The 24,662-nt window shown below is 31.1% G+C and carries 19 protein-coding genes; 9 read left to right on the top strand and 10 right to left on the bottom strand.

Annotated elements, in window-relative coordinates:
• The first annotated feature begins 17 nt into the window (after window positions 1–17).
• The 5 genes from EC396_RS17705 (at window position 18) to EC396_RS17685 (ending at window position 5,330) form a co-directional block, all read left to right on the top strand.
• A complete protein-coding gene (locus tag EC396_RS17705; RefSeq protein ID WP_129368192.1) occupies window positions 18–911 on the top strand; it encodes a T9SS type A sorting domain-containing protein in 894 nt (297 codons plus the stop codon).
• A 25-nt stretch (window positions 912–936) separates the two neighbouring features.
• Window positions 937–1,830 carry a T9SS type A sorting domain-containing protein gene (locus EC396_RS17700; protein ID WP_129368191.1) on the top strand — a complete coding sequence of 298 codons (894 nt, stop codon included), beginning with the start codon at window positions 937–939 and terminating at the stop codon, window positions 1,828–1,830.
• Window positions 1,831–1,855: 25 nt separating this feature from the next.
• Window positions 1,856–3,352 (top strand): CotH kinase family protein, encoded by a 1,497-nt coding sequence (locus EC396_RS17695; protein ID WP_129368190.1) that lies wholly within the window; start codon window positions 1,856–1,858, stop codon window positions 3,350–3,352.
• 45 nt (window positions 3,353–3,397) lie between these two features.
• Window positions 3,398–3,907, top strand: coding sequence for a lactoylglutathione lyase family protein (locus EC396_RS17690; RefSeq protein ID WP_129368189.1), 510 nt, complete (start codon window positions 3,398–3,400; stop codon window positions 3,905–3,907).
• Between the two features lie 247 nt (window positions 3,908–4,154).
• Window positions 4,155–5,330 carry a serine hydrolase gene (locus tag EC396_RS17685; RefSeq protein ID WP_129368188.1) on the top strand — a complete coding sequence of 392 codons (1,176 nt, stop codon included), beginning with the start codon at window positions 4,155–4,157 and terminating at the stop codon, window positions 5,328–5,330.
• Between the two features lie 151 nt (window positions 5,331–5,481).
• Here EC396_RS17685 and EC396_RS17680 read toward each other — a convergent pair whose 3' ends face one another.
• From EC396_RS17680 to EC396_RS17635, 10 genes are all read right to left on the bottom strand, one after another.
• Window positions 5,482–5,832, bottom strand: coding sequence for a DUF86 domain-containing protein (locus EC396_RS17680; protein WP_129368187.1), 351 nt, complete (start codon window positions 5,830–5,832; stop codon window positions 5,482–5,484).
• Window positions 5,825–6,124 carry a nucleotidyltransferase family protein gene (locus tag EC396_RS17675; protein ID WP_129368186.1) on the bottom strand — a complete coding sequence of 100 codons (300 nt, stop codon included), beginning with the start codon at window positions 6,122–6,124 and terminating at the stop codon, window positions 5,825–5,827. Before EC396_RS17675 ends, EC396_RS17680 begins: the two co-directional genes overlap by 8 nt.
• A gap of 194 nt (window positions 6,125–6,318) precedes the next feature.
• Window positions 6,319–6,633 carry a type II toxin-antitoxin system RelE/ParE family toxin gene (locus EC396_RS17670; RefSeq protein ID WP_129368185.1) on the bottom strand — a complete coding sequence of 105 codons (315 nt, stop codon included), beginning with the start codon at window positions 6,631–6,633 and terminating at the stop codon, window positions 6,319–6,321.
• Window positions 6,615–6,857 (bottom strand): hypothetical protein, encoded by a 243-nt coding sequence (locus EC396_RS17665; RefSeq protein WP_129368184.1) that lies wholly within the window; start codon window positions 6,855–6,857, stop codon window positions 6,615–6,617. Before EC396_RS17665 ends, EC396_RS17670 begins: the two co-directional genes overlap by 19 nt.
• 184 nt (window positions 6,858–7,041) lie before the next feature.
• Window positions 7,042–9,471 carry a glycoside hydrolase family 2 protein gene (locus EC396_RS17660; protein WP_129368183.1) on the bottom strand — a complete coding sequence of 810 codons (2,430 nt, stop codon included), beginning with the start codon at window positions 9,469–9,471 and terminating at the stop codon, window positions 7,042–7,044.
• Window positions 9,472–9,498: 27 nt separating this feature from the next.
• The gene (locus EC396_RS17655; RefSeq protein ID WP_129368182.1) at window positions 9,499–10,680 is read right to left on the bottom strand and encodes a glycoside hydrolase family 88 protein; all 1,182 of its coding nucleotides are present in this window, start codon (window positions 10,678–10,680) and stop codon (window positions 9,499–9,501) included.
• A gap of 14 nt (window positions 10,681–10,694) precedes the next feature.
• A complete protein-coding gene (locus EC396_RS17650; protein WP_129368181.1) occupies window positions 10,695–12,215 on the bottom strand; it encodes a RagB/SusD family nutrient uptake outer membrane protein in 1,521 nt (506 codons plus the stop codon).
• Between the two features lie 17 nt (window positions 12,216–12,232).
• Window positions 12,233–15,268, bottom strand: a complete 3,036-nt coding sequence (locus EC396_RS17645; protein ID WP_129368180.1) for a TonB-dependent receptor — start codon at window positions 15,266–15,268, stop codon at window positions 12,233–12,235.
• A gap of 213 nt (window positions 15,269–15,481) precedes the next feature.
• The gene (locus EC396_RS17640; RefSeq protein ID WP_129368179.1) at window positions 15,482–19,600 is read right to left on the bottom strand and encodes a two-component regulator propeller domain-containing protein; all 4,119 of its coding nucleotides are present in this window, start codon (window positions 19,598–19,600) and stop codon (window positions 15,482–15,484) included.
• Window positions 19,601–19,930: 330 nt separating this feature from the next.
• Entirely contained in the window at window positions 19,931–21,010 is a 1,080-nt protein-coding gene (locus EC396_RS17635) for a LacI family DNA-binding transcriptional regulator (RefSeq protein ID WP_129368178.1), read from the bottom strand.
• Between the two features lie 435 nt (window positions 21,011–21,445).
• Here EC396_RS17635 and EC396_RS17630 point away from each other — a divergent pair, with 435 nt between their 5' ends.
• The 4 genes from EC396_RS17630 to EC396_RS17615 all read left to right on the top strand — a co-directional run.
• The gene (locus EC396_RS17630) at window positions 21,446–22,273 is read left to right on the top strand and encodes an SDR family oxidoreductase (RefSeq protein ID WP_129368177.1); all 828 of its coding nucleotides are present in this window, start codon (window positions 21,446–21,448) and stop codon (window positions 22,271–22,273) included.
• Window positions 22,274–22,291: 18 nt separating this feature from the next.
• Window positions 22,292–23,485, top strand: a complete 1,194-nt coding sequence (gene uxuA / locus EC396_RS17625) for a mannonate dehydratase (RefSeq protein ID WP_129368176.1) — start codon at window positions 22,292–22,294, stop codon at window positions 23,483–23,485.
• Between the two features lie 128 nt (window positions 23,486–23,613).
• The gene (gene kduI / locus EC396_RS17620; protein WP_129368175.1) at window positions 23,614–24,453 is read left to right on the top strand and encodes a 5-dehydro-4-deoxy-D-glucuronate isomerase; all 840 of its coding nucleotides are present in this window, start codon (window positions 23,614–23,616) and stop codon (window positions 24,451–24,453) included.
• A 19-nt stretch (window positions 24,454–24,472) separates the two neighbouring features.
• The coding region (locus EC396_RS17615; RefSeq protein ID WP_129368174.1) for an SDR family NAD(P)-dependent oxidoreductase at window positions 24,473–24,662 on the top strand (190 nt) is incomplete at its 3' end.

Raw genomic sequence — 24,662 nt, 5'->3', positions numbered from 1 at the left:
TATACAAAGTAATCATTATGAAAAAACTTAGTTTAACAATCTCATTTTTTTTAATAACAATAGCTTTTGTACAAGGTCAAACAGTAAAAAATGTTACAACAGATGGTACTACTCCAAATTGGCTTGGTTACGCAAATGTTTTTCAAACTAATGGAACTTCTTGGGAGTTTGGTTCTTTTTGGGGTCTTTCTGATCTTAAAACTATTTTTTCGGGAAATACCATAACTGTGAAGCCTAACTTTAATACTTGGAAATCTTCAGATCCTTACTGGGTAACACCTGATGGTAAAGCTAATAAAGTTTTTGCAGGAAATACTTTTATTCAAAAAGACAAGACAACGGGTGATTATATTGACAAATCTTGGTTTACTGATGGTACAACCAATGTAACCGTTAATTTTTATGTTAATGTAGATAGTTTTGATTTTCCGGTAGGGTACAAGGTTGAAGCTTTTATACTTGTTTTTAATGAAGACTATTCTTACAATAGCCCGTATACACAAGAAATTACAGGTCCGGGCTCTTACGTAGTTACTTTTCCAGCAGCTAACAATGCTTTAACAGATGCTCACATTCAGTATGGGTTAAGAGTTACAGGTTTAATTGTTAATCCTACTCTTGAATCGTCTATTGGAGGAATGCAAACCTCTCCTTCAACTTTAGGAGTTGATGATGAAATATTAAACAATTCAATAAAAATGTATCCAAACCCTGTTACTGATATTTTACATGTTAGTTCACAATTGAAAGAAATTCAGAAAATTGAAATATTTTCAATGTTAGGAAGCAAAATGATGGAAGTAAAAACCAATTTTAATTCAATTAATATGAGGGATTTACCTAGCGGAATTTATTTGCTTCATATTTATTCTGAAAAAGGAACTGCTGTTAGAAAATTGATAAAGCAATAATTAAATTTTATACAAAGTAATCATTATGAAAAAACTTAGTTTAACAATCTCATTTTTTTTAATAACAATAGCTTTTGTACAAGGTCAAACAGTAAAAAATGTTACAACAGATGGTACTACTCCAAATTGGCTTGGTTACGCAAATGTTTTTCAAACTAATGGAACTTCTTGGGAGTTTGGTTCTTTTTGGGGTCTTTCTGATCTTAAAACTATTTTTTCGGGAAATACCATAACTGTGAAGCCTAACTTTAATACTTGGAAATCTTCAGATCCTTACTGGGTAACACCTGATGGTAAAGCTAATAAAGTTTTTGCAGGAAATACTTTTATTCAAAAAGACAAGACAACGGGTGATTATATTGACAAATCTTGGTTTACTGATGGTACAACCAATGTAACCGTTAATTTTTATGTTAATGTAGATAGTTTTGATTTTCCGGTAGGGTACAAGGTTGAAGCTTTTATACTTGTTTTTAATGAAGACTATTCTTACAATAGCCCGTATACACAAGAAATTACAGGTCCGGGCTCTTACGTAGTTACTTTTCCAGCAGCTAACAATGCTTTAACAGATGCTCACATTCAGTATGGGTTAAGAGTTACAGGTTTAATTGTTAATCCTACTCTTGAATCGTCTATTGGAGGAATGCAAACCTCTCCTTCAACTTTAGGAGTTGATGATGAAATATTAAACAATTCAATAAAAATGTATCCAAACCCTGTTACTGATATTTTACATGTTAGTTCACAATTGAAAGAAATTCAGAAAATTGAAATATTTTCAATGTTAGGAAGCAAAATGATGGAAGTAAAAACCAATTTTAATTCAATTAATATGAAGGATCTACCTAGCGGAATTTATTTGCTTCATATTTATTCTGAAAAAGGAACTGCTGTTAGAGAATTGATAAAGCAATAATTAAATTTTACACAAAGTAATTATTATGAAAAAACTCAGCTTGATATTAATCGCTTTTTTACTAATAAATTGTAGTGAAGATACCGTTGTTGTAGAACCAATAATTGAAGGGACTGACATTACAAGTTTTTCATTTTTAAAAGCTGAAAATCCAAGCTTAAGTTTTGATGTTTATTTAGAAATTGAAGATAATAATATTTCTGGAAGGCTTCCTTATGGAGCTGCTGTTGAAAATTTAATAGCAACATTCAGTCATAATGGATCTGTTGTTTTATTGAATAATGATACACAAGTTAGTGGTTTAACGGATAACGATTTTAGCAAAATTGTTTATTACACTGTAAAAACTTCAAACGGGCAAGAAAAGGAATACAAAGTAGATCTTACTTATTTTACAGGTTTACCTATTGTTTATTTAAATACAAATGGAGTTCCAATCGATTCTAAAGAAGATTATAGGTTAGGTTTAGCGTCTGTTTATGGAGGTCAAAATTTTTATAATTTAGAAAATTCTGAAATGGAAATAAGGGGTAGAGGTAATTCTACCTGGTATACTCATCCTAAAAAAGCTTATCAAATGAAGTTTGATAGCAAAACAGCGTTTTTAGGAATGCCAAAAGATAAAAAATGGATTTTCTTGGCTGAGCATTCAGATAAAACTTTAATGAGAAATCGTATTGCTTTTGAAATGGGTTATTTGAGTAAGCTAGATTGGACACCTCAAAGTGTTTTTGCTGAAGTATTTGTAAATAATAAATACAACGGAACGTATCATATTACCCAAAAAGTAGAAGAAAGTAGCAATAGAGTTAATTTAGGCGATACCGGGTATTTGTTAGAAATTGATCAATTGGAACGGATGGAAGCAGATGATGTTTTTTTCTATACAAATGAGTTTTTAATCAATATAAAAGAGCCAGAAGTAGCTTATGAAAGTTATGAATTCAACTATGCCAAAAATTTAATAAATGAGTTTGAAGCCGCTTTAAAAGGCAGTAATTTTAAAGATCCTATAGATGGTTATTTAAAGTATATTGATTTAGATAGTTTTATCGATTGGTATTTAATTAGTGAAATTACAAAAAACGTAGACTCAAAATTTTGGTCAAGTATTTTTTTAAATGTTATTCCTGGCGGAAAAATAAAAATGGGACCTCTTTGGGATTTTGACTTGGCATTTGGAAATGTAGACTATGCTGATAGTGAATTTCCTGAAGGATTTTGGGTAAAAGACAATCCTTGGTATCACAGACTTTTTCAAGATCCAATGTTTGTGTCAAGAGTAAAGAATCGTTTTTTATATTTTAAAAGAAATCAAAATTTAATATTGGATAAAATAGATTTTTATGCAAATTATCTCAATCTGGCTCAAAAAGAAAACGATGACAAATGGGATGTTTTAGGAAATTATATTTGGCCAAATCCTGTAGTTTATAATACTTATGAAGAAGAAGTTGCTCATTTAAAAAATTGGTACATCAAAAGAATGAATTGGTTAGATACTGCATTTAATAATTTATAATAAAAAATTAAGTATATTTATTAACTATATAAAATTCAGAAAATTATGAAAGAAAAAGTGTATCCAAGGTCCTTTTCTCATATTGGAATTACCGTTCCCAATATTGAAAAAGCCGTAAAATTTTATGAAGAAGTAATGGGTTGGTATGTAATTATGCAGCCTTCAGAAGTAAAAAAAGAAAGAGAAACTGCCATAGGTCAAATGTGTATAGACGTTTTTGGTGAAAAATGGGAAACTTTTGAAATAGCGCATATGGCTACTTCAGATGGAGTAGGTATTGAATTGTTTTCTTTTCCAAATATGAGCGATGAGAAACCAGCATTTTCACCATTTAAAACAGGACTATTTCACTTTTGTGTGCAAGATCCTGATATTGAAGAATTGGTTGATAAAATTGTTGCTTACGGCGGTAAACAACGTATGCCTATAAGAGAGTATTATCCAAATGAAAAGCCTTACAAAATGGTTTATGTTGAAGATCCTTTTGGGGTAATTTTTGAGATTTACACCCATAGTTATGAGCTAACTTATTCTTCGGGAGCTTATCAGAAATAAATTATTTAAACTTTAAAAGAGGCTTTTGTTTTAAAAGCCTCTTTTTTGTTGAAGATTTTTTGGGACACAAAAAGTAATTTATTGCAAAAATAATTGAAGGTTTTGTGTAATTTAGACAAAGGATGTTATTTTGAATGCTAGGTTTCAAAATTACAATATGTAATTCTATGTTAAAAAAATAAAGGGATTAGGATTATTTAAAATTGATTGCTAATTTGCCAGACCTAATCTTAACCCCTAGTTTTAATTGAAAAAATATTTTAAATATGTAGCCATAATATTTGTTGCTGTTTTGGGCATTGTAATTATTATTTCTTTTAATACTGAAAAGAAAAAAGAAGTTTTAATTGAAAAAGAGCCTGTAGAATCACCTAATTTAATTGAACGCTATTCTGAAGAAAAAACGCAAAAAGTGAGTCGAAAACTAGATTCACTTCTTCAAAATATCAACAAAAGAGGCGATTTTAACGGGTCGTTATTGGTAGCAAAAGATGGAAAAATATTGTACAGCAACCAAATTGGTTACGCTGATTTCTCAAAAAAAGAACCCTTAAATGAGACTTCGTTGTTTCAATTGGCATCAGTAAGTAAGCAATTTACAGCAGCAGCCATAATGCTGTTGTGTGAGCGCAATCAAATTAAACTTAACGATACTGTAAATAAGTATTTTCCAAATTTTCCATATAAAAATGTTACCATTAAAAACTTATTAAATCATACTGCAGGTTTGCCAAAGTACTTTTGGGTGGCAGAGCATAAATGGAACCAAGAAAAAGTCCCTAACAATGCTGAAATGATGGACTTGTTAGAATCAAGTAATGTTCAACGGTATTTTGAACCAGGGCGAAGATTTGATTATTCTAATACCAATTATTTTGTATTGGCATCAATTGTTGAGAAAGTTTCAGGAACTAATTTTGCAGATTTTGTAAAAAAGAACATTTTTGATCCGTTAGATATGAGAGATTCTTTTGTGTATAGTTTTGAAAAAGATAGTATCAAAGCAAATCAATTAGATGGATTTAGAGTTCAAAGAGGATGGAGACACATAAAAATAAATAGAACTGTAAATGATGGTGTTGTAGGTGATAAAAATGTTTATGCTACCACAGAAGATTTGTTTAAATGGATTTTTGGACTCAATAGCGGAAGATTGCTAACACAAGCATCATTAAAATTGATGTATGCTGAAGGTGAGACAATTAAAGGTCGAAAGGTTCCTTATGGATTTGGTTTTAGAATTGATAATAAAGATCAAAACACGATTTATCATTATGGTAAATGGAATGGATTTTGTACAGGAATAACACAGTATATGGAAGATGATTTGGTTGTTATTGTACTTGAGCATACTAGTTATAAAGGTTTAACATCACTTAATAAAATAGTAAAGAATATTGTAACTGAAAATTTTGGGGCTTAAATTTAACAATTGATACTTTTATGATATTTCAATGTAATTTAAACGGGATTTTATAAGATTTGTGCGTTAGGAAATTGGAGATAATTGTTAGTTGAATGTTTGTTATTGAGTTTAAAAATAGGTCTAAATTTTATCAGGTGTCGCTACAGTTTTATCTGTTTTCAGACATTAAACTTTCAACTTCCTTTTTAAGTTTCGGAATATGATTTATAATAATTGACCAAATATTTTCATCAGAGATATTATCGTATGAATGTATAACTTGATTTCTCAATCCAATTATAGCTTTTGCATTAGAAATTAATTTTTCAAAGTTAGAATCTCGTTTTATAATTCTATTAACAGCTTCTCCAATAATTTCTAAATCTCTTTCTATAGCTCTTTTAAGCATTGTGTTTTTTCGATACTCAATAAAATCTTTTTCAGTATTTTCAAAATAAGATTCAATTTCTTCTAATGCAAAATGGATATCATATAACCATTTCAATATTCTTTCATCCATAAATTAACTCTTTATTTTTATTTATTGAATTAATTAAAATAGGATTTTTTAAAGTTTGTTCCTCTACTAAATCAACCTCTCTTTTAAAAAGTTTCTCTAATTTTTCTTTGAAAGAGATGTAATTATCAAAGTATAGGCTCAAGTCAGATATATTAAATTTTACAAGAAAATCAATATCACTATTTTCAGAAAATGTGTCATTTGTAGCAGAACCAAATAGATATAACTTTTCAACTTTATGTTTTTTACATAAAGATTTAACTCGTTTTATATTTTGATTTATCAATAACATATTATCAAAGATAAATAAAATAAAGTTATGTTATCTTTTTAACGATTTTTTAATGTGTAGTAACGGGCTTTCATGAGATTTGTGCGACTTTAAAATCGGGGATTTTACGGACGTAGCAAATCGATTGTTAGATGTTTGTTAGTTTGTTATTGAGTTTAAAAATACGTTTAAATATTATGAGGTGTTGTGTAACGTTATTTTTTATTATCCAGTATTTTTAGAAGTTTTTTCGGATTTTGTCGATTATCCCAAAAGGCAGTAACTAATATTTGTTCATCAGTAACTTTGTAATAAATACTAAAATTTTTCAAAGAAGCGACTCTCACATCTTTAAAATCAGTTGACTTATAAATAAAGGGTTTTTCAGAAATCTGTGAGGTTCTTTCAGTAACTAATTTCAAAAGTTTTTTTGAAAATGTATTTGATTTATTCTTTTTAACCCAATATTCTAAAATTCCCACGAATAAAATGTCAGCCGTTTTTGTCCAAACTATATTTCGTTTAGCCATTCAAGATTCCTTTTATTCATTGCTTCTTGAGAAATAAGTTTTCCAGTTTTTATATCATTTTCACTCATTTCCAACATTAATTTTTGCTCATTCGTTAATTCTACGATTTCTGATTCAGATTTACTTGATGAAATTAGTTTATCAAGAGCTTCTAAAAAATCTTTATTGTTAATCGAAAGAATTTTGTCAATTAATCCGGTTCTTATTTTGTCAACTGTTGCCATATTTCTCTTTTTATAATTCAAATATCCGATATTCTATTGGTTTTTCCTAATGTTGCACAACAACTGAAAACCCTAGATTTAAGCTGTTTTTACTAGTTTTATTATTGAATCTAAAAAAGGATGGCGAGGAAAAAAATTAATTCCCTCGCCATCTTTTTTAATTCAAGTATGTATATAAATTCTATTATGGAGTTATGGTTAAATAAGTTCCTTTAAAACTTTGGTTTATAACCATCACTTCAATGTTTTTATTTTTTTCTAAAGGAATTACTTCAATACTAGCTTTTCCATTTGACATACCAATTGATTGACTTCCGGTAGGGGTTCCTTGGCTTTCTAATAATTTTCCACCACTCAAGCATTGAAAATAAACCCTGTCTTCATAATCAAAACAGTGTAATCCGTTTTCATCAATAGCATTTGCAGTTGCCAAGTAATTACCGTTCTCTAACAATTTATAAGACATAACTAAGTCTTTAGCTGTTCCGTTTTTTTGAAAGCGATAATTTACAGTCAATGTATCTGAAACTTGGTTACCAGTAGTTGGTATACCAACTGCTACTAGTTTGTTTTCACCTTCGGTAAAGTTGATATCCCAAGTTAAACCAGATGCAGGAAACTTATTAATGTCGCGCTCTTTTTCGCCTAAAAATTGATCGTTGTGGTAAAAAGCTACTTTGTTACAGTTGCTATAAACACTGATGGTTCTGGCCAAATCTTTTGGTCCCTGGCGTTCTGTCCAAGTATGAGATTCTATATATGTAAAAGGCACATCACTCCAGTAACTTTTAAAAACATAAAATGCATCTTTCGGATTTCCATTACGGTCAACCAACCCTTTTTGATTCATATAAGGAATGTCATTTTCAGGTCTTAAAGGTGTTCCAAAATCTTTAAATGCCCATTGAATATTTCCTACAAAAGTAGTATCAGTTTCTGAAATTCGTAAATGCCAGTCGAACAAATCAACAATATAATTTTCGCTCCAATCACCAATTTGTGCAATATTAGCAACTTTAGTTTGTACAATAGCTTCTTCCCAACCATCGGCTTTAATTAAGCCTTCACCTGTGATAGGATTTTCAGAATGACGCCCTACGTGACTTGAGCCACCATATTCAGCATGTAAAAAGTGGTTGTATTCTTTTTTGTATAAATCAATTGCTTTTTGGTAACTTTTATAACTTCCAGAATACCATCCAGACCAAATTGAAGGAGAAAAAACATCTACAATATGTGATCCTTCATAATATTTTCTGATTGCTGTTTTACGTGCTGGATCTAATTTGTGTGAAAGATCGTTCAATTCGGTTAAGAAATCATTTATTTTAGTAGTGTCATCACCACCTTCAAAATCTGGTAACCAATAAATTTCATTACCTAAAGACCAAATAATAATACTTGGATGGTTGTAATTTTGTGTAATAATTTCGCTTAACATGTTTTTAGCGTTGGTTTTCCAAATATCATTTCCAACACCACCACGACACCAAGGTAACTCGTCCCAAACCAATAATCCTAATTCATCACAAGCCTTGTAAACTTCTGGGTCTTGAGGGTAATGTGCCAAACGAACAAAATTAGCACCCATTTCTTTTATCAATTCCATATCAGCACGGTGTTGTTTGTTGCTCATTGCTGCACCTACACCTGCGTGTTCTTCGTGCCTGTGTGTACCGCGTAATAACAAACGTTTTCCGTTTAAATAAAATGGGCCGTTCTTTACAAATTCAAACCATCTAAAACCTACTTTGTCTTCAACCTGATCTTTTACAGTATTATTTTCAACCAAAGACACACTAACCGTATATAAGTTTGGCGTTTTAGTATCCCATAATTCTGGATTTAAAATTTGATCAAATAAAATGGTAGTTGTAGCTTCAGAAACAGGAATACTTTGGGTTGCTACTTCATCTCCTTTTGGATTTAGTAAACTTGCCTTTAAACTTAAGTTTGATGAATTTTCAATATTATTTAGTGAAGCTTCAATATTTAACGTTGCTTTCTCATTAGAAACTGTTGGTGTTGTAATTTGAATTTTGGCAATATGTGTATTTGGTTTGGTAACCAACCAAACATCACGCGTAATACCTCCATAAATAAAGAAATCACTTTTTTGCGAAGGAATAACTTCAGGGTCGTATCCATTATCAACACGAACTAAAATTTCATTTTCGCCTTTATGAATAAAGTTTGTGATATCAATTTCAAAACCAATATAACCACCAATATGACCACCAGCTTCTTTGCCATTTACATAAACCTGAGTATTGATATTGGCTCCTTCAAAATACAAAAAGTAGTTTTGATTAGGAACAACGTTATTAAAAGTCAATTTTTTGGCATACCAACTTCCATTTCTGCGATAACCAGGTTCTAAATCTGTAACATCAGTACTGTTCCATGAATGTGGTAAATTAATACTTTGCCATTCTTTGGTTTGTGTATTTGGCAATGCTTCTGAATCGTTTTCTAAATATAACCAACTATCATTTATGTTGGTTTTACTACGCTCAGGTTTGCCTTTGGCTGAACAAGAAACAATAGTTGTTAAAACAATTACAAAAATTATTTTTTGAATGAATTTGAGGTGAGTACAGGTCGGAATTTTCATTTATTTATTTTTAAGATCTAACGAAATTTAAAGTGCTTTCTTTCTTAGTAAGGCTTCTAAAAAATAGTAATCGGCATAAGAGATTGGTTCATCTATTTCATCATTTTTTGGCCAGTTTCCTGTACTATGATTTAAAATGAAAGGGCCATTAACCTTATCGTTTAATATGTAATTAGATGAATTTAAATTCGCCAACACTTTGTTTGCAAAGTCCAAATATACGGTGTTTTTTGTAAAGCCATACAATTCGTACATAGCCGATGTTACAACAGCTGCTGCTGATGCATCACGCGGTGCATTTGGAATTGCAGGATCATTAAAATCCCAGTATGGTATACCATCTTCGGGTAAATTTTTGTGTTCCATATAAAATTTAGCTGTAGCTTCGGCTTGTTTTAAAAACGCTGGATTTTTGGTATAACGATATGCCATTGTATAGCCGTAAATACCCCAACCTTGACCACGCGCCCAAGTAGATTCATCATTAAAACCTTGATGCGTTACTTTCATCTTTGCAACACCTGTTATGGTGTCATAAACTACCACATGGTAAATACTATTATCTGGTCTAAAATGATTTTTAAGTGTAGTACTTGCATGTGTTTCTGCAATTTTATGATAAGTACTATCTCCTGAAATCTTTGTTGCTTCAAAAAGCAATTCCAAGTTAAGCATATTGTCTATGATTACCGGAAACTCCCAAATGTCACTATTAAAATCCCAAGATCTTAAAGAACCCACTTTTTTATTAAAACGAGTACTAAGCGTTTTAGCACTTTGTACAATTACATCTTTGTAAAATTGGTTGTCTTCAACTTTTAATCCTTCTCCAAAACTGCAATAGATTTTAAAACCCATGTCATGAGTTTTATCATTGTATTTTTGGTTTTCCATTAAAGCAGTCCATTGAGCTGCTTTTTCTTTATAGGCTTCATTACCTGTTAACTTGTAAAGTTGCCATAAGCTGCCTGGAAAAAAACCACTTGTCCAATCTTTTGATGGTGCTTTGTGAATAGAATCTGGATTTAAAGACATGCTTCTTGGAAATCCTAAAGAATCTATGGGGTAATTTAAAAGCTGTTGATAACGGTTTTCTAATAAAGATTCCGTGTTGTCAGTTTGAAGTGTTTGTTGTTTAACCTCAGGTTTACATGCTGCGAACAGCAATGTAAACCCTGTGATTAAAACAAAATAATTAATTTTACTCATTTAACTTAAGATTATTAATATCCAGGATTGTTTGGTTGAAGATTTGTATTTCTTGCCAATTCATCTGCTGGTAAAGGGAATAAATAGTCTCTAGATGCTGTAAAGTTTGGTTGAGGTTCAAAACCATTAGGTCCAAAAGCTTCATTTCCAATTCCCAATCTTTTAATATCAAACCATCTACCAAATTCAAAAGCAAGTTCTATTCTTCTTTCTTCAAGAATTGCTTTTCTTAAATCAGCTTGGTTTAATCCACTTGCTAAATTTGCTGGATAAGCTGATGGTGTTCCTCCACCAAGTCTAGCTCTAGTTCTTACTTCATTTACATAACCCGCAGCTTCACTAGAACCTGGAGTGGTTTCGTTTAAAGCTTCAGCAGCAGTTAATAATACTTCAGCATAACGCATTGTAATATAGTTAGAACTTGATTCACGACCATTATTACCTGCAATACCAATCATACGGTAATATTTTGCAATATGTGGTCTGTTTACAGCTCTACCGTTGTAATTTTTAAATACTGTATATGGTTGTAAACCTACATTTTTAAAAGTAGCAACAGTATCTAAGCTTACAGCTTTTCTGTAATCTCTACCATCCCAATCATTGTAAACTTTTAAACTAGGAACAGCAACAGACCATCCTTCACCATAAGAAAAAGTGATGTTACCTCTAATTCCTGTAACAGAAGCTAAGTAATCTTGACCTAAATCGCCATCTCTTGATTGACCAATAAAGTCTATTGTAAATAATGGCTCATTAGAACTACCAACTTTATCAGCATTGAATAAGTTTTGATAATCTGGATCAAGACCTACATTAAATTTACCTTTGTTTGTAATTACATATTTTGCTTCAGTATAAGATTTAGCATGTTCACCTAAAGTTAAATAAACAGATGCCAAGTAAGCAGCAGCAGTAGCTTTAGAAGGTAAAGAACGAGTAGGTTGTGTATCTGGTAACCATTTTTTAGCAAATTCTAAATCTGCAACAATTCCAGCATATACCGCATCAACAGATGATTTAGAAATACTTTCAACAGTTGAAATATCAGATACTGCAAAATCAATGTATGGAATTTCTCCAAACAAACGTACTAAATTATAGTAAGCAAAGGCACGTGCAAAATAGGCTTGTGCTGCAACTGCATTTATTTTGTCTTGGTCTCCACTTAATAATTCTGCACCGTCAATTGCCTGATTGGCAGCACCAATAATGGCATACGATTGTGGCCAAAAATTTGTTACCATTGCATTGTCATCATTCATAGTGAAATTATTAACGTCTATTCTATATGCTGAAGTAGTTTGGTCTCCAATATCGGCCATATCACCTCTTAATAAAAGAGCCAATGATAATTTTCTACCCCAATATTTTTCAGAAGCCATATACGCAAAACTTCCGTTTACAGCAGCTTGAAGGTCATCAGTTGTTTGGAAGAAAGATTCAGGGGCTAATAACCCAACTGGATTTTCTTCAAGATCAGAGCATCCTATAGCTAGGTATGCGATACAAATCAATGTTATAATTTTTTTCATGTTTTAGATTCTTTAGATTAAAATTTAAAGTTAACACCCATAGTAAATGTTTTTACGTTTGGATAACTACCGTAATCTAAACCAAGGTTTGTATTACTTCTTTCATTATTGTCATTTCTATAATTCGCCTCAGGATCAGCACCAGGATATTTAGTCCAAGTAATTAAGTTTTGACCACTTACATAAACTCTAATATTTTCAATAAAGGTTTTGTCCAATATTTCTTTAGGAAGGCTGTAACCTATTGAAATGTTTTTCATACGTAAATAACTACCATCATACACGTATCTAGATGTGATTAGTTTTGCTCTAATTGCTGGAGCAGGAATGTCTGTATTGGTGTTGGTTGGTGTCCAATAGTTTAACATATCAGTAGTTGTATTTGCATCACCAGAACCCATTTCAAGTAAACTGTAATTTAAAATATCATTACCAACAGATGCTTGGAAAAATAAGTTAGCATCAAAGTTTTTGAATTTGAAATCGTTGTTAAAACCAAGAATAAAATCTGGAGTTGGATCACCAATAATGGTTTTATCGTCAGAGTTTAATTTTCCATCAGGTTCACCAGTTAAGTTACCATCAGCATCACGACCATTGATGTCTGCCAATAATTGACCACCAGGTAATGTTTCACCTCCAGTAGGAGCTGTTTGTCCATCTTGGATAACACCTTCATAAATATATCCGTAGAATGATCCAACAGATTCACCAACTCTTAATATTTGAGATTCACTTTGTAAGAAATGCCCTGGAGCAGATGCTATTAAAATATCCTCATTATTAGGTAAAGCCAATATTTTAGTTTTGTTTGTTGAATAGTTTAAACTACTTGACCAAGAGAAATTATCATTGGCAAAGATTCTTCCGTTAACGCTAAATTCAAAACCTCTATTTTGTAATTCTCCAATATTTTGCATTTGGAAAGGGTTTGCCAATCCAATATATTCTGGTAATGGACGTTGAAACAATAAATCTTTTGTGTCGATATTATAGTAATCCATAGTAGCACTTAGTCTGTTGTTAAAAAATCCTAAGTCAAGACCTAAATTGAATTGGTATGAAGTTTCCCATTTTAAGTTGTCATTAGCCAATTGAGTTACAGCAACAGCATTTGTGATATTGTCTCCAATTACTGAGTATATTTCAGAAAAACGAGCCAAAGTACCATAAGGAGGAATTGATGGGTTACCAGTAGCACCGTAACTAACTCTCCATTTCCAGTTAGAAATAGTTTCGCTATCAGCTAAGAAATCTTCTTTAGACATATTCCATCCAAATGCTCCTGAAGGGAAAAATGCATATTTGTGATTTTTACTAAAGTTTGAAGAACCATCATATCTACCTGTAAAAGTAAATAAGTATTTGTCACTAATGGTGTAGTTTAATCTACCAAAAACAGAAACCAATTCTGTTTCTTCTAATGAAGATTGTGGTTGTAGGTAAACAGATCCACCACCTAAATTACGGTAAGAAACTGAGTTTGTAACAAATCCTCTTGCACCTGCAAAAACTTCATTTCTGGTATTTTTTTGATAAGAGTAACCAGCCATAGCAGTTAAATTACCTTTCCATAACTCATCTTTTTTATAAGTCAAGTAATTTTCAGTTATAATAGATGTTGATTTTACATCTAAAATTGTAGCCTCACCACCAACTCCAGCACCAGCTATTAACGTAGTTGGTTTAAATTTACCAGTTTGTCTGTTGTCTGCGCTATAACCAAAAGCAGTTTTAAAATCTAAACCACTAATAATTTCCCAATTAAAAAAGAAATTGGCTCTGTAATTGTTAGTTTTAGTTTCATTTATGTTTTGTGTAGCAGTTGCATAAGGGTTGTCAATATCATCTCCTATTGAGTTTACAACAAAACTACCATCAGGATTGTAAATGCCTAAATCTGGCGCAAAACGATATGTTGAAGAAACCACATCGGCAGTTCCTGTACCACCAGATTGTGTTTGAGTTAAAATACCATTTTTATTAAATGATCCTCCAGCAACACTTAAACCTACACTTACTTTATCGCTAATGTTAGCATCAATATTACTTAAAATAGTAAATCTGTTAAGGTCTGAATTTATAATAACCCCTTTTTGGTCGAAAAAATTACCAGACACATAATATTTGATATTGTCTGAACCTCCAGAAAATGACAATTGTGTATTTGAAATTCCACCATTTCTGTAAATCTCATCTTGCCAATCGGTATTAGCAGTTCCTTGTACATAGCCAGGAGCAAAAGAGTTTCTATAAGCTGCAAACTGATCTGCATTTAACATATCAAGTGTATTGTTTACAGTTTGAGAAGAGTATGATGTATTTAACTCAACAGTAGATTTACCTGTTTTACCTTTTTTAGTGGTAACTAAAATTACACCGTTAGCTGCTCTAGAACCATAAATAGCTGTTGAAGATGCATCTTTTAAAATTTCCATAGAAGCAATGTCTTCTGGAGCAGGCATTGATGCGCCTACAAATCCATCAACTACAATAAGTGCATCACTACTAGCGTTGATTGATGTACCACCACGTACTCTAACTTTAATTGGAGCTCCTGGTTCACCACCATTATTTGATTGTACCATAACACCTGCTGCACGACCTTGTAAAGCTTGTTCTGCATTTAAAACAGGAAACGCATTTAAGTCGTCACTTTTTACAGATGAAACAGATCCTGTAATATCACTTTTTTTAACGGTACCATAACCAACAACTACTACAGTTTCTAATTCATCTGCATCAGTTTGTAAAGTTACATTAATTGTATTGCTGGTTCCTACAGTAACTTCTTTAGTTACAAAACCCAAATAACTAAATACCAATACGGCATTTTTGTTTTTAACATTGACAGTGTAATTTCCATCCATGTCTGTTGATCCTCCGTTGGAGGTTCCTTTGATAGAAATATTTACTCCAGGAAGTCCAAGTGAATCATCACCTGAAACTACCTTTCCAGAAATACTTCTTTCTTGAGCGTAACCAAAAGTTCCTATAAGTAATAGGAACAGTAGCAAATAAGCTCTGTTTGATTTCATTTTGTTTGGCATCATATAAATTGTTTTAAGTTAATTTAACTAAAATAGATAATCAATAAACTCACAGCGATAATTAGTATTATCAATGAGATTTCTGTTACCTTAATTTTAGTTTTGTTTGATTTCATTTCAACAAATATAGAGAGGTAATTTGAAATAAAAATTCAAAATAGGGTAGTCAAATATCCAGTACAAGTAAAAAATCCCCTTTGTTTTAGGGGATTGTTGTTATTCTTCTGAAAAATGGTTGGAAAATTTGTTTTGATATTGAGAAGGTGTTTCTCCATATTTTTTTTGAAAACATTTGCTGAAATATTTCGGATTGTTAAACCCAACTTTGTAGCTAATTTGGGAGATATTAATTTTATTTTGTTCTAACAATTGTGCAGCACGTTTCAATCTAATTTCTTGAATAAAATCGTTTGGTGTAAAATTAGTCCAGGCTTTTATTTTTGTAAATAACATCGTTCTGCTTACACCTAATTCTGAACAAAAGAAAGGAATGTCAAATTGCTCGTTAGAAATATTGTCTTCAACAATTTTAAAAGCTTTTTTAAGCAATTGCTCATCAACCGATGAAACTGTAATTTCACTTGGTGAAAGGGTGTTTTCACTTTTGAATTTATTTTTTAATCGCTGCATGCCTTCAAGCATATTTTTAATTTTTAAAGTAAATTCCTTTACATTAAAAGGTTTGCTAATGTATTCGTCGGCACCACTTTCTAAACCTTCAAATTTGTAAATTAATGAAGAGCGGGAGGTAAGCAATATAATAGGTATGTGGCTGGTTTTTAAGTTTTCTTTAATTTTTGAACACATTTCAGTCCCAACCATTTCGGGCATAATAATGTCGCTAATAATTAAATCTGGAATATTGTCTAATGCTTTTTGAAGTCCAACTTTTCCATTTTCAGCTTCAATAATATTGTATTTCTTTTTTAATAAATTTTTAATAAATGAACGCAAAGGTTTGTTGTCTTCAACTATTAAAATAGTAGGTAGGGTTTCATTTGTTACCAAATCTTCAACGTCATCTTCAAAATCAACAGGTACTGTTTCTAATTGTGTTATGTATTGTGTAAGGTCGTTACTTGTTTTGAAATCTTTTAATATTTCTTCGTCTAAAAGGTGCGCTCTACCTAAGGGCAAAGCAACTTCAAAAATGGTTCCTTGTGGTTGGTTATTTTTAACAGTAATGGTTCCTTTATGAAGTGTTACAATATTTTTTGCAATAGATAAACCAATGCCTGTACCTTTATTATAGCCTTCTTTAGGATTGTTATGAATGGCAATTTCAAAAAAGCGATCAAAAATTTTGTCGAAATATTCTTCAGCAATTCCAACACCATTGTCTTCAACAGTTATAAAAATAGACTGTTCATTACTCCAAACTTTAATAGCAATATTACCGCCTTTTGGTGTAAATCTAAAAGCATTTGATATTAAATTATAAAATACACGTTCTAATTTTGAACGGTCGTAATAGACAGAAATTGGGTCTTCTAGGGCTTCAAATGTATATTGGTAATTGCCGTCTTTTGCATATTCGCTAAATGAAAAATAAATTTCTTTTAAAAATTTGACAATGTTTCCTTCTGCAGATTGTAGTTTAAATTGGTTGTTTTCCAATTTTCTAAAATCCATCAATCTATTAATTAATTGCAATAAATGATTGGCATTACTTTCTATAACCAGTAATTTTTTAAACATTTTATTGCTGCCTTTATAATCGCTTAGCAATTGTTGTAAAGGTCCAAGTATTAGCGTTAAAGGTGTTCTAAACTCGTGAGAAATATTGGTAAAAAACTGTAATTTAGCTTGGTTGATTTCTTCGTTTCTTATATTTTCCAGATGCTCTAACTCTAACTCATGTTTTAAAATAGTTTTAGATTTTAAAAATTGAATTAAACTAAATAAGGCTGTTGCAATAATAAGTGCATAGAGTAAAAATGCCCACCAACTTCTCCAAGGTGCTGGGTTTACTTTAATTTGTAAAGTGGTGGCAGTGGTATTCCAAACCCCATTATTATTGGCGCCTTTTACTTCAAAAATATAGGTTCCTGGGTTTTGAATGGTGAAAGTAGCTTCGGTGTTTGAAGTGTTAATCCATTGATTTTCTAATCCTACCAAACGATATTGGTATTGATTGTTGCTTGAGTTGATAAAATTTGGAATGGCAAAAGTGATTGAGAAATTTGCCATGTCATAGTCCAATGTAATTTTTTGGGTATCCCAAATACTTTTAGTTAAAATGCTGTTTTTTTCTGTTGAAGGTTCTACAATGTTATTTTTAATTTTAAGATTTGTTAAAATAACTTGCGGCGCATAGTTGTTAGCAATAATATTTTCGGGGTTGAAATAAGAAACGCCATAAGGGCCACCAAAATAAAATTCATTTTCATTAATTTTTAGGCTTGAGTTGTCGTTGAATTCATTGCTAATCAATCCGTCAATTTCACCAAAAATCGCTGTTTTGTTATTTAGCGGGTTGTATTTTACAATACCACTGTTAGAACTTAACCACAAATTGCCGTTTTTATCTTCAATAACTGAGTGAATGGTGTTAATTTCAAAATCTCCATTGTTAAGTGTGATTTTTTCAAAATTTTCACCCTTCAATTTAAAAAATCCTTTAGCTTTTAAGCCAATCCAAATGGTGCCTTTGCTATCTTCAAAAATTGTTGAAATGTCATCGCCCGAAAGGGCTTCTTCATCAAAAAAGTAGTGTTTTATAATTTTTTTATTACTGGATTTGTTGGTTGAAATTAAATTTAAACCACTTTGTGTACCAACCCAAATTTGTTTTTTTGAATCGATTAATAAAGAGCGAACTCTACTATTTGTTAACGAATTTTTGTTGTCTTTTTCATTTTGAAATATTTCAAAAGTTTTGTTTTTAGGGTGGTACTTTATCAATCCAAGACCAAAAGTGCCAATCCAAATAGTTTCGTCTTTATCTTTTTTAATTGCGTAAACTCCTGTGTTTTCAAGTAGTTTTTCCAGTTCAGGGTTTAAAATGTTTGTTGAAATTTTACGACTTTTAACATTGTAAATCCCCAATCCGTTCGCAAAAGTACCAATCCATAAATCTTCTTCATTGGTCAATAAAAGCGTTTTTATGTTGCTAAGTGGTTTTTTAGGGTTGTTTAGATTTAAAAAATTGGTAGTATTTGTTTTTTTGTTGAGTACTGTAATACCACCACCTTCGGTTCCAAAATAAATGTTTTCAATATGGTCTGATACTATAGAACCAACTACATTGTAACTTAAGCCAGTTTTGCTAATGTTTTGGTTTAAATTGGTGAAGTTTGAATTTGTTTCGTCCCAAATATTTATACCACCGTAATAAGTACCAATCCAAACAGATCCTTTTTTATCGGTGTAAATAGATTTTACTTTACTTAAATTGTTATTGTCTATATAGTTTTCAGAAGGTGTAGTTTTTGCTATTTTATTTTTTAACACATAAACGCCACTATAAGTTCCAGCCCACAAATTACCCAATTTGTCAATACTTATAGTTCTAAAATCGTTGTCAAAACTATTGTTTTTTTCTTTGCTTAAAATGGATATTAAAGATGATGATTTATAATTGTATTTGTATAATCCACTTGTTTTTGTTGCAATCCATAAATCGTTATTTTCATCTTCTAAAATATTTTGAACATATAAATAATCACTATTTTTATTGTTAGATGATGCTTCTTTATAATGTTGAAATTTATAGTTGTTGTTTGCTCTATTGATCAACTTACATAAGCCTTTTGAGGTTCCAACCCAAATTTCACCTTTGCTGGTTTCTTTAATTTTTAAAACAAAATTACTTGGAATGCTTTGAGGATTTTCTGGATCGTGATAAACCCACTGAAATGTGTCTGATTTTTTATTGTAAATACTAATTCCGTTTGAAGTTGCAATCCATATTTCGTCTTTAATTTCCTGAATACTCCATATAGTATTGTTACTTAATGAGTTAGGGTTGTTTGTGTGGAAATATTTTTTAAAAGTATTTGTTTTATGGTTGTATAGGTTTAAGCCATTATAAGTTCCAATCCAAAGGTTGCCTGAAGCATCCTCTTCAATAACTAAAATGTCGCTATTGCTTATGGTTGAAGTATCTTTTGGATTGTTTTTATAAATTTTAAAATTGCTGCCATCATACTTATTAAGCCCGTCTCGGGTTCCAAACCACATTACACCTAATTTGTCTTGATGAATGGTAATTACAGAACTTTGTGACAGTCCGTTTGATGTTGAAAGATTTTTAAACCGATACTCATTAGTTTGTGAAAAACCTTTTAAACAAACAACAATTAAAAGTAAAAATAATTTAAAGTTATGCAGCATTTAGTTTATTGATATTTCGTCAAAATAAAAAAAATATTAAAAAGTGAAATTAATTTATTTTTATAAAATAGACGATAAATCTTCGAATTAATTCTTTTGTAATCTTTTATTTAACTGAAAGTCATATAATGAAGGTGTATTTTTAAGTTGAGTGTTTAAAAGTTCAATGTATGAATTTGGTTCATAATTAATTTGAAAAGTTTTGTGATTTATACCTAATATAATTATAGTAAATATAAGAAGTTACAGAATGCAAAGAGTCCAAAAAGAGGGTGCTAATAGTGCAAAAATAAGATTCTACAACTTTAAAATATTGGCTAAATTTTAAAATTATGATTTTATCTCATCAATATAATGCCACTTTTCTTGTTGGCTAAATTCTAAATTTTCTTTGGTAATTATTTCAAGAGGTGAATATATTTTTTGATGTGGTAAATTATTCTGAATTAAATATTCAGCCATTATTTTGACCGATTTTAATCCTTGGTTAAATGATTTTTGAGAGATTAAAAAGGTAATTTTATCATTTTTTAAACAAGCAACATTTTGTTCTGTTGTGTCAAAACCGATTAAACTTAATTTTTTTAATTTTTTTGAATCAATACAATTAGAAATTATTGAAATTCGACTTGAAGGAACTAAAACTCCTGATATATTTTTATGGGTATCCAATAGTTGTTTTAGTTGTTGTTTAACGTGGTCTAAATTGTTTAAATCTTCAAAACTTAATGAAACAGCATTAAACGGAATCTTATTTTTATTAAAATATGAGTAAAACCCTTTTATTCGGCCTTCTATTGCATTGTTGTTGTATAATTTAGATTCAATATCTGTAATTAAGTAATTGGTGTTTTTTTGTGTGCATAAATGCATTAATTTCCCTGATAAATAACCGCCTTTGTACGAGTCTTGACCTATAAATGAAATATTGTTAAAACCGTTTATTTCGATATTTAAAAAAATATAAGGAATCTTTTTTTTGTCTAATTGAGAAATTATTGTTTTAGTTTCATTCAAAAATAAAGGCGTAAGAATCACAGCTTCAGGTGATCCATCAATTAATTTTTGAAAACTATTTAAATAAGACTTCTTGTCTAATTGGTTAAAAGTAAATGTCTTAACTTCAATTCCGAAGCTTAAAACTTCCTCTGCAGCTTTTGAAACTCCTAACAATGGTGATTTCCAAAATAAATTATCGGCATCAAAATCTGGCATTAATACAGATAAGTTATACTTTTTTTTCATTGCCAATGATCTTGCAATGTTGTTGATTTTAAAATTCTTTTCTGTTAAAATTTTTTGAACTCTTTCTTTGGTCTTTTTTGAAACCCCATCTCTACCATGAATAACCCTGTCAACAGTTCCAACAGAAACATTAGCAATCTCAGCAATTTCTTTTATTGTTATCATAATTTATTTAGAATCAAGACAAATATTAAAAAAATATTTTAAAAAAAAGCTATTTTTAAAAATAATTGTTACTTTTGTGTGCGTACACGGAAAATGTATTTCTTAAAGTTTTATGAAATATCTAAGTGAAGGTGAAGTTGAAATGTGGTGATAAAATTGAGTTTGAAGTTTGTTTTTAAGCAAAAGCAATTTTATTAAATTGAAGTTGTAGGATGTTAAGAATACAAAACAAGGGTATCAATTGTTCAAATCTAATGTACTTGAACTTACGTATGTAAAGATGTTGATTCTTTGTTATAAGTTTATAGTTGATTTTAGAATGAGAAAATAAATAAACATGTTTAAAAGTTCTGATTTGAAGTCTGAAAGCAGGATAGAACAGGACAAATAAATTATATTTTTTAAAGAAATTTGTAAGCGAAAATTATATAAAAAATGAGTAAAGTAATTGTATTAACAGGAGCAGGAGGTGTTTTATGTAGCACTTTAGCAAAAGCATTGGCTAAGCAAGGTAACAAAATTGCCGTTTTAGATTTAAGAATTGAAGCAGCAAACAAGGTTGCTGAAGAAATTAATGCAGATGGTGGTGTGGCTATAGGAGTTGCTGCCAATGTTTTGGAGAAAGCTTCATTAGAAGCTGCTAAAAAAGAAGTGAACGAGCAATTGGGTCCTTGTGATATTTTGGTAAACGGAGCAGGAGGAAATCATCCTTTGGGAACTACTTCTAATCCTTATTTAGAAACAGCTGATTTAGAAAATACAACCGAAGGTTTTAAAACTTTTTTCGACTTAGATCCTAAAGGAATTGAATTTACATTTAATTTAAATTTTATAGGAACTTTATTGCCTACGCAAGTGTTTGCTCAAGACATGGTGGGTAAAAAAGGGTGTAGTATTTTAAATATTTCATCAATGAATGCTTTTACACCTTTAACTAAAATTCCGGCATACAGTGGTGCAAAAGCTGCTGTGTCAAATTTTACACAATGGTTGGCAGTTCATTTTTCAAAAGTAGGTATTAGGGTAAACGCTTTGGCGCCAGGATTTTTTCTTACAGATCAAAATCGTGCCTTATTAACTAATAGTGATGGTAGTTTAACGCCAAGAGGAAATACAATTATTGCTCAAACGCCAATGGGTAAATTTGGTGAGCCTGAAGATTTAATTAGTACAACTTTGTGGTTGTGTGACGATGCTTCTTCTTTTGTAACAGGTGTAGTTGTGCCAATTGATGGTGGTTTTAGTGCTTTTAGTGGTGTTTAAAATATAATAAATTTAGATATGAATTTAAATCTTGAAAATACGTGGAGATGGTATGGTCCTAATGACCCAGTTTCTCTTTTAGATGTAAAACAAGCTGGTGCAACTGGTGTTGTTTCTGCATTGCATCATATTCCAAACGGAGAAGTTTGGTCAGTTGAAGAAATTCAAAAAAGAAAAAATACAATTGAAGAAGTAGGTCTTACTTGGTCTGTAGTTGAAAGTGTGCCTATTCATGAAAATATTAAAACAAAAACAGGTGATTTTCAAAAATATATTGAAAATTACAAACAAACACTTTTAAATTTAGGTGCTTGTGGCATAGATACGGTGTGTTATAATTTTATGCCTGTATTAGATTGGACACGTACTAATTTAGATTATGAAGTTGAAGATGGTTCTACAGCTTTGCGTTTTGATATTACTGCTTTTACTGTTTTTGAAGTATTATTATTAAAAAGACCAGGTGCTGAAGCGACTTATACTGAAAAGCAATTAGCTGCAGCTAAAGCAATGTTTGAAACAATGACTCAAGCTGATAAAGACTTGTTAGTTAAAAATATTATTGCTGGACTTCCTGGTGCTGAAGAAGGTTATACTTTAGAGGAGTTTAATACTATTTTAGCTACTTATAATAATATAGGTCCTAAAGAACTAAAAGCTAATTTATTTTCATTTTTATCACAAATTATTCCTGCAGCAGAAAAAGCTGGAATTTTAATGTGTATACATCCTGATGATCCACCTTTTCCAATCTTAGGTTTGCCAAGAGTTGTAAGTACAGAGCAAGATATTGTTGATTTGTACAATGCAGTTGACAGTCCTAATAACGGATTGACTTTTTGTACAGGTTCATTTGGTGTAAGAGCTGATAACGATTTGCCAGGAATGGTAGAGCGTTTGGGAAGTAGAATACACTTTATCCATTTACGCAGCACACAAAGAGATGAGTTGGGTAATTTCCATGAAGCCAATCATTTAGAAGGTAACGTTGACATGTTTAGCGTTATGAAAGCATTGGTTTTAGAACAAGAAAAAAGAAAAGCATCTGGCAGAACTGATTTAAGAATGCCAATGAGACCAGATCACGGTCATAAAATGTTAGACGATTTACGTAAAAAAACAAATCCAGGTTACTCTGGAATAGGAAGATTAAGAGGTCTCGCTGAGTTACGTGGCCTTGAATTGGGGATTAGGAGAAGTCTAAAGTCTTAGGTATAAAGTCGAAAGACTGAATACCTGAGGCTGATGGCCGAAATCAAATTCTCAAAATAAAAACTAAAAATGGTGGCTAAGTTTAGGCTAAACCACCATAAAATTAGAAAATTTAAAAAAACAACATTATGTCAACAACATACGAATCACGCTACGCATCAAGTCCAAAAGCTGTAAAATTATACGACACACAGCAATTAAGAGACGAATTTTTAATTGACAACTTAATGGAAGTAGGTAAAATTAACCTTACTTATTCACATTACGACAGGTATATTGCTGGGTCGGCAGTGCCATTAGAGCCTTTAACGCTAGAAACTATTGATCCTTTAAAAGCTGAATATTTTTTAGAAAGAAGAGAAATTGGAATTATCAATGTTGGAGGAAACGGAACTGTTGAAGTAGAAGGCGAAGTTTACGAGCTAGGCTTAAAAGATGCTTTGTACATTGGAAGTGGCAATAAACAAGTTATTTTTAAAAGTAACGATGCTAAAAATCCTGCAAAATTTTATTTAAATGCTGCACCAGCACATAAAAACTTTCCAACAAAAAAAGTAAGCAAGGCAGAAGCTAATAAAATTGAATTGGGTTCTTTAGAAACTGCAAATCACCGTACTGTAAACCAAATGATTATTGGAGGTATTGTAACAACTTGTCAGTTACAAATGGGGATGACCGAATTAAAAACAGGTAGTGTTTGGAACACGATGCCAGCACACGTGCACGATCGTAGAATGGAAATCTATTTTTATATGGATATTCCAGAAAATCAAGCGGTTTGTCATTTTATGGGAGAACCACAAGAAACACGTCATATTTGGATGAACAATGATCAGGCAGTAATCTCACCACCTTGGTCAATTCACTCAGGATCAGGAACTTCAAACTATACTTTTATTTGGGGTATGGCAGGAGAAAACTTGGATTACAACGATATGGATGTGGCAAAAATAACAGATTTAAGATAATTAATAAAAAAATAAAATTATGTCAATTAACCTTTTTGATTTAACAGGTAAAACAGCACTAATTACAGGTGGAGTTCATGGACTTGGAATGGCAATGGCCAAAGGTCTTGGACAAGCAGGAGCAAAAATTGTAGTAAACGATCTTTCGCAAGAAGCTCTAGATAAAGCAGTGGCTGAATACAAATCTTGTGGGCTAGAAGCTTACGGAT

Source organism: Lutibacter sp. HS1-25, from assembly GCF_004121075.1.
In the GTDB taxonomy this organism is placed as follows: domain Bacteria; phylum Bacteroidota; class Bacteroidia; order Flavobacteriales; family Flavobacteriaceae; genus Lutibacter.
The sequence above is the reverse complement of the archived record's forward strand: the minus strand, read 5'-3'. Positions and strand labels throughout refer to the sequence as shown.

Excerpts from the sequence above, each read along its gene's own strand:
- EC396_RS17680 (WP_129368187.1), bottom strand. The coding sequence starts at position 5,832 with ATGGATGAAAGAATATTGAAATGGTTATATGATATCCATTTTGCATTA.
- EC396_RS17635 (WP_129368178.1), bottom strand. The coding sequence starts at position 21,010 with ATGATAACAATAAAAGAAATTGCTGAGATTGCTAATGTTTCTGTTGGA.
- EC396_RS17665 (WP_129368184.1), bottom strand. The coding sequence starts at position 6,857 with ATGGCAACAGTTGACAAAATAAGAACCGGATTAATTGACAAAATTCTT.
- EC396_RS17690 (WP_129368189.1), top strand. The coding sequence starts at position 3,398 with ATGAAAGAAAAAGTGTATCCAAGGTCCTTTTCTCATATTGGAATTACC.
- EC396_RS17655 (WP_129368182.1), bottom strand. The coding sequence starts at position 10,680 with ATGAGTAAAATTAATTATTTTGTTTTAATCACAGGGTTTACATTGCTG.
- EC396_RS17675 (WP_129368186.1), bottom strand. The coding sequence starts at position 6,124 with ATGTTATTGATAAATCAAAATATAAAACGAGTTAAATCTTTATGTAAA.
- EC396_RS17640 (WP_129368179.1), bottom strand. The coding sequence starts at position 19,600 with ATGCTGCATAACTTTAAATTATTTTTACTTTTAATTGTTGTTTGTTTA.
- EC396_RS17695 (WP_129368190.1), top strand. The coding sequence starts at position 1,856 with ATGAAAAAACTCAGCTTGATATTAATCGCTTTTTTACTAATAAATTGT.
- kduI (WP_129368175.1), top strand. The coding sequence starts at position 23,614 with ATGTCAACAACATACGAATCACGCTACGCATCAAGTCCAAAAGCTGTA.
- uxuA (WP_129368176.1), top strand. The coding sequence starts at position 22,292 with ATGAATTTAAATCTTGAAAATACGTGGAGATGGTATGGTCCTAATGAC.
- EC396_RS17650 (WP_129368181.1), bottom strand. The coding sequence starts at position 12,215 with ATGAAAAAAATTATAACATTGATTTGTATCGCATACCTAGCTATAGGA.
- EC396_RS17700 (WP_129368191.1), top strand. The coding sequence starts at position 937 with ATGAAAAAACTTAGTTTAACAATCTCATTTTTTTTAATAACAATAGCT.
- EC396_RS17630 (WP_129368177.1), top strand. The coding sequence starts at position 21,446 with ATGAGTAAAGTAATTGTATTAACAGGAGCAGGAGGTGTTTTATGTAGC.
- EC396_RS17660 (WP_129368183.1), bottom strand. The coding sequence starts at position 9,471 with ATGAAAATTCCGACCTGTACTCACCTCAAATTCATTCAAAAAATAATT.
- EC396_RS17670 (WP_129368185.1), bottom strand. The coding sequence starts at position 6,633 with ATGGCTAAACGAAATATAGTTTGGACAAAAACGGCTGACATTTTATTC.
- EC396_RS17705 (WP_129368192.1), top strand. The coding sequence starts at position 18 with ATGAAAAAACTTAGTTTAACAATCTCATTTTTTTTAATAACAATAGCT.
- EC396_RS17645 (WP_129368180.1), bottom strand. The coding sequence starts at position 15,268 with ATGATGCCAAACAAAATGAAATCAAACAGAGCTTATTTGCTACTGTTC.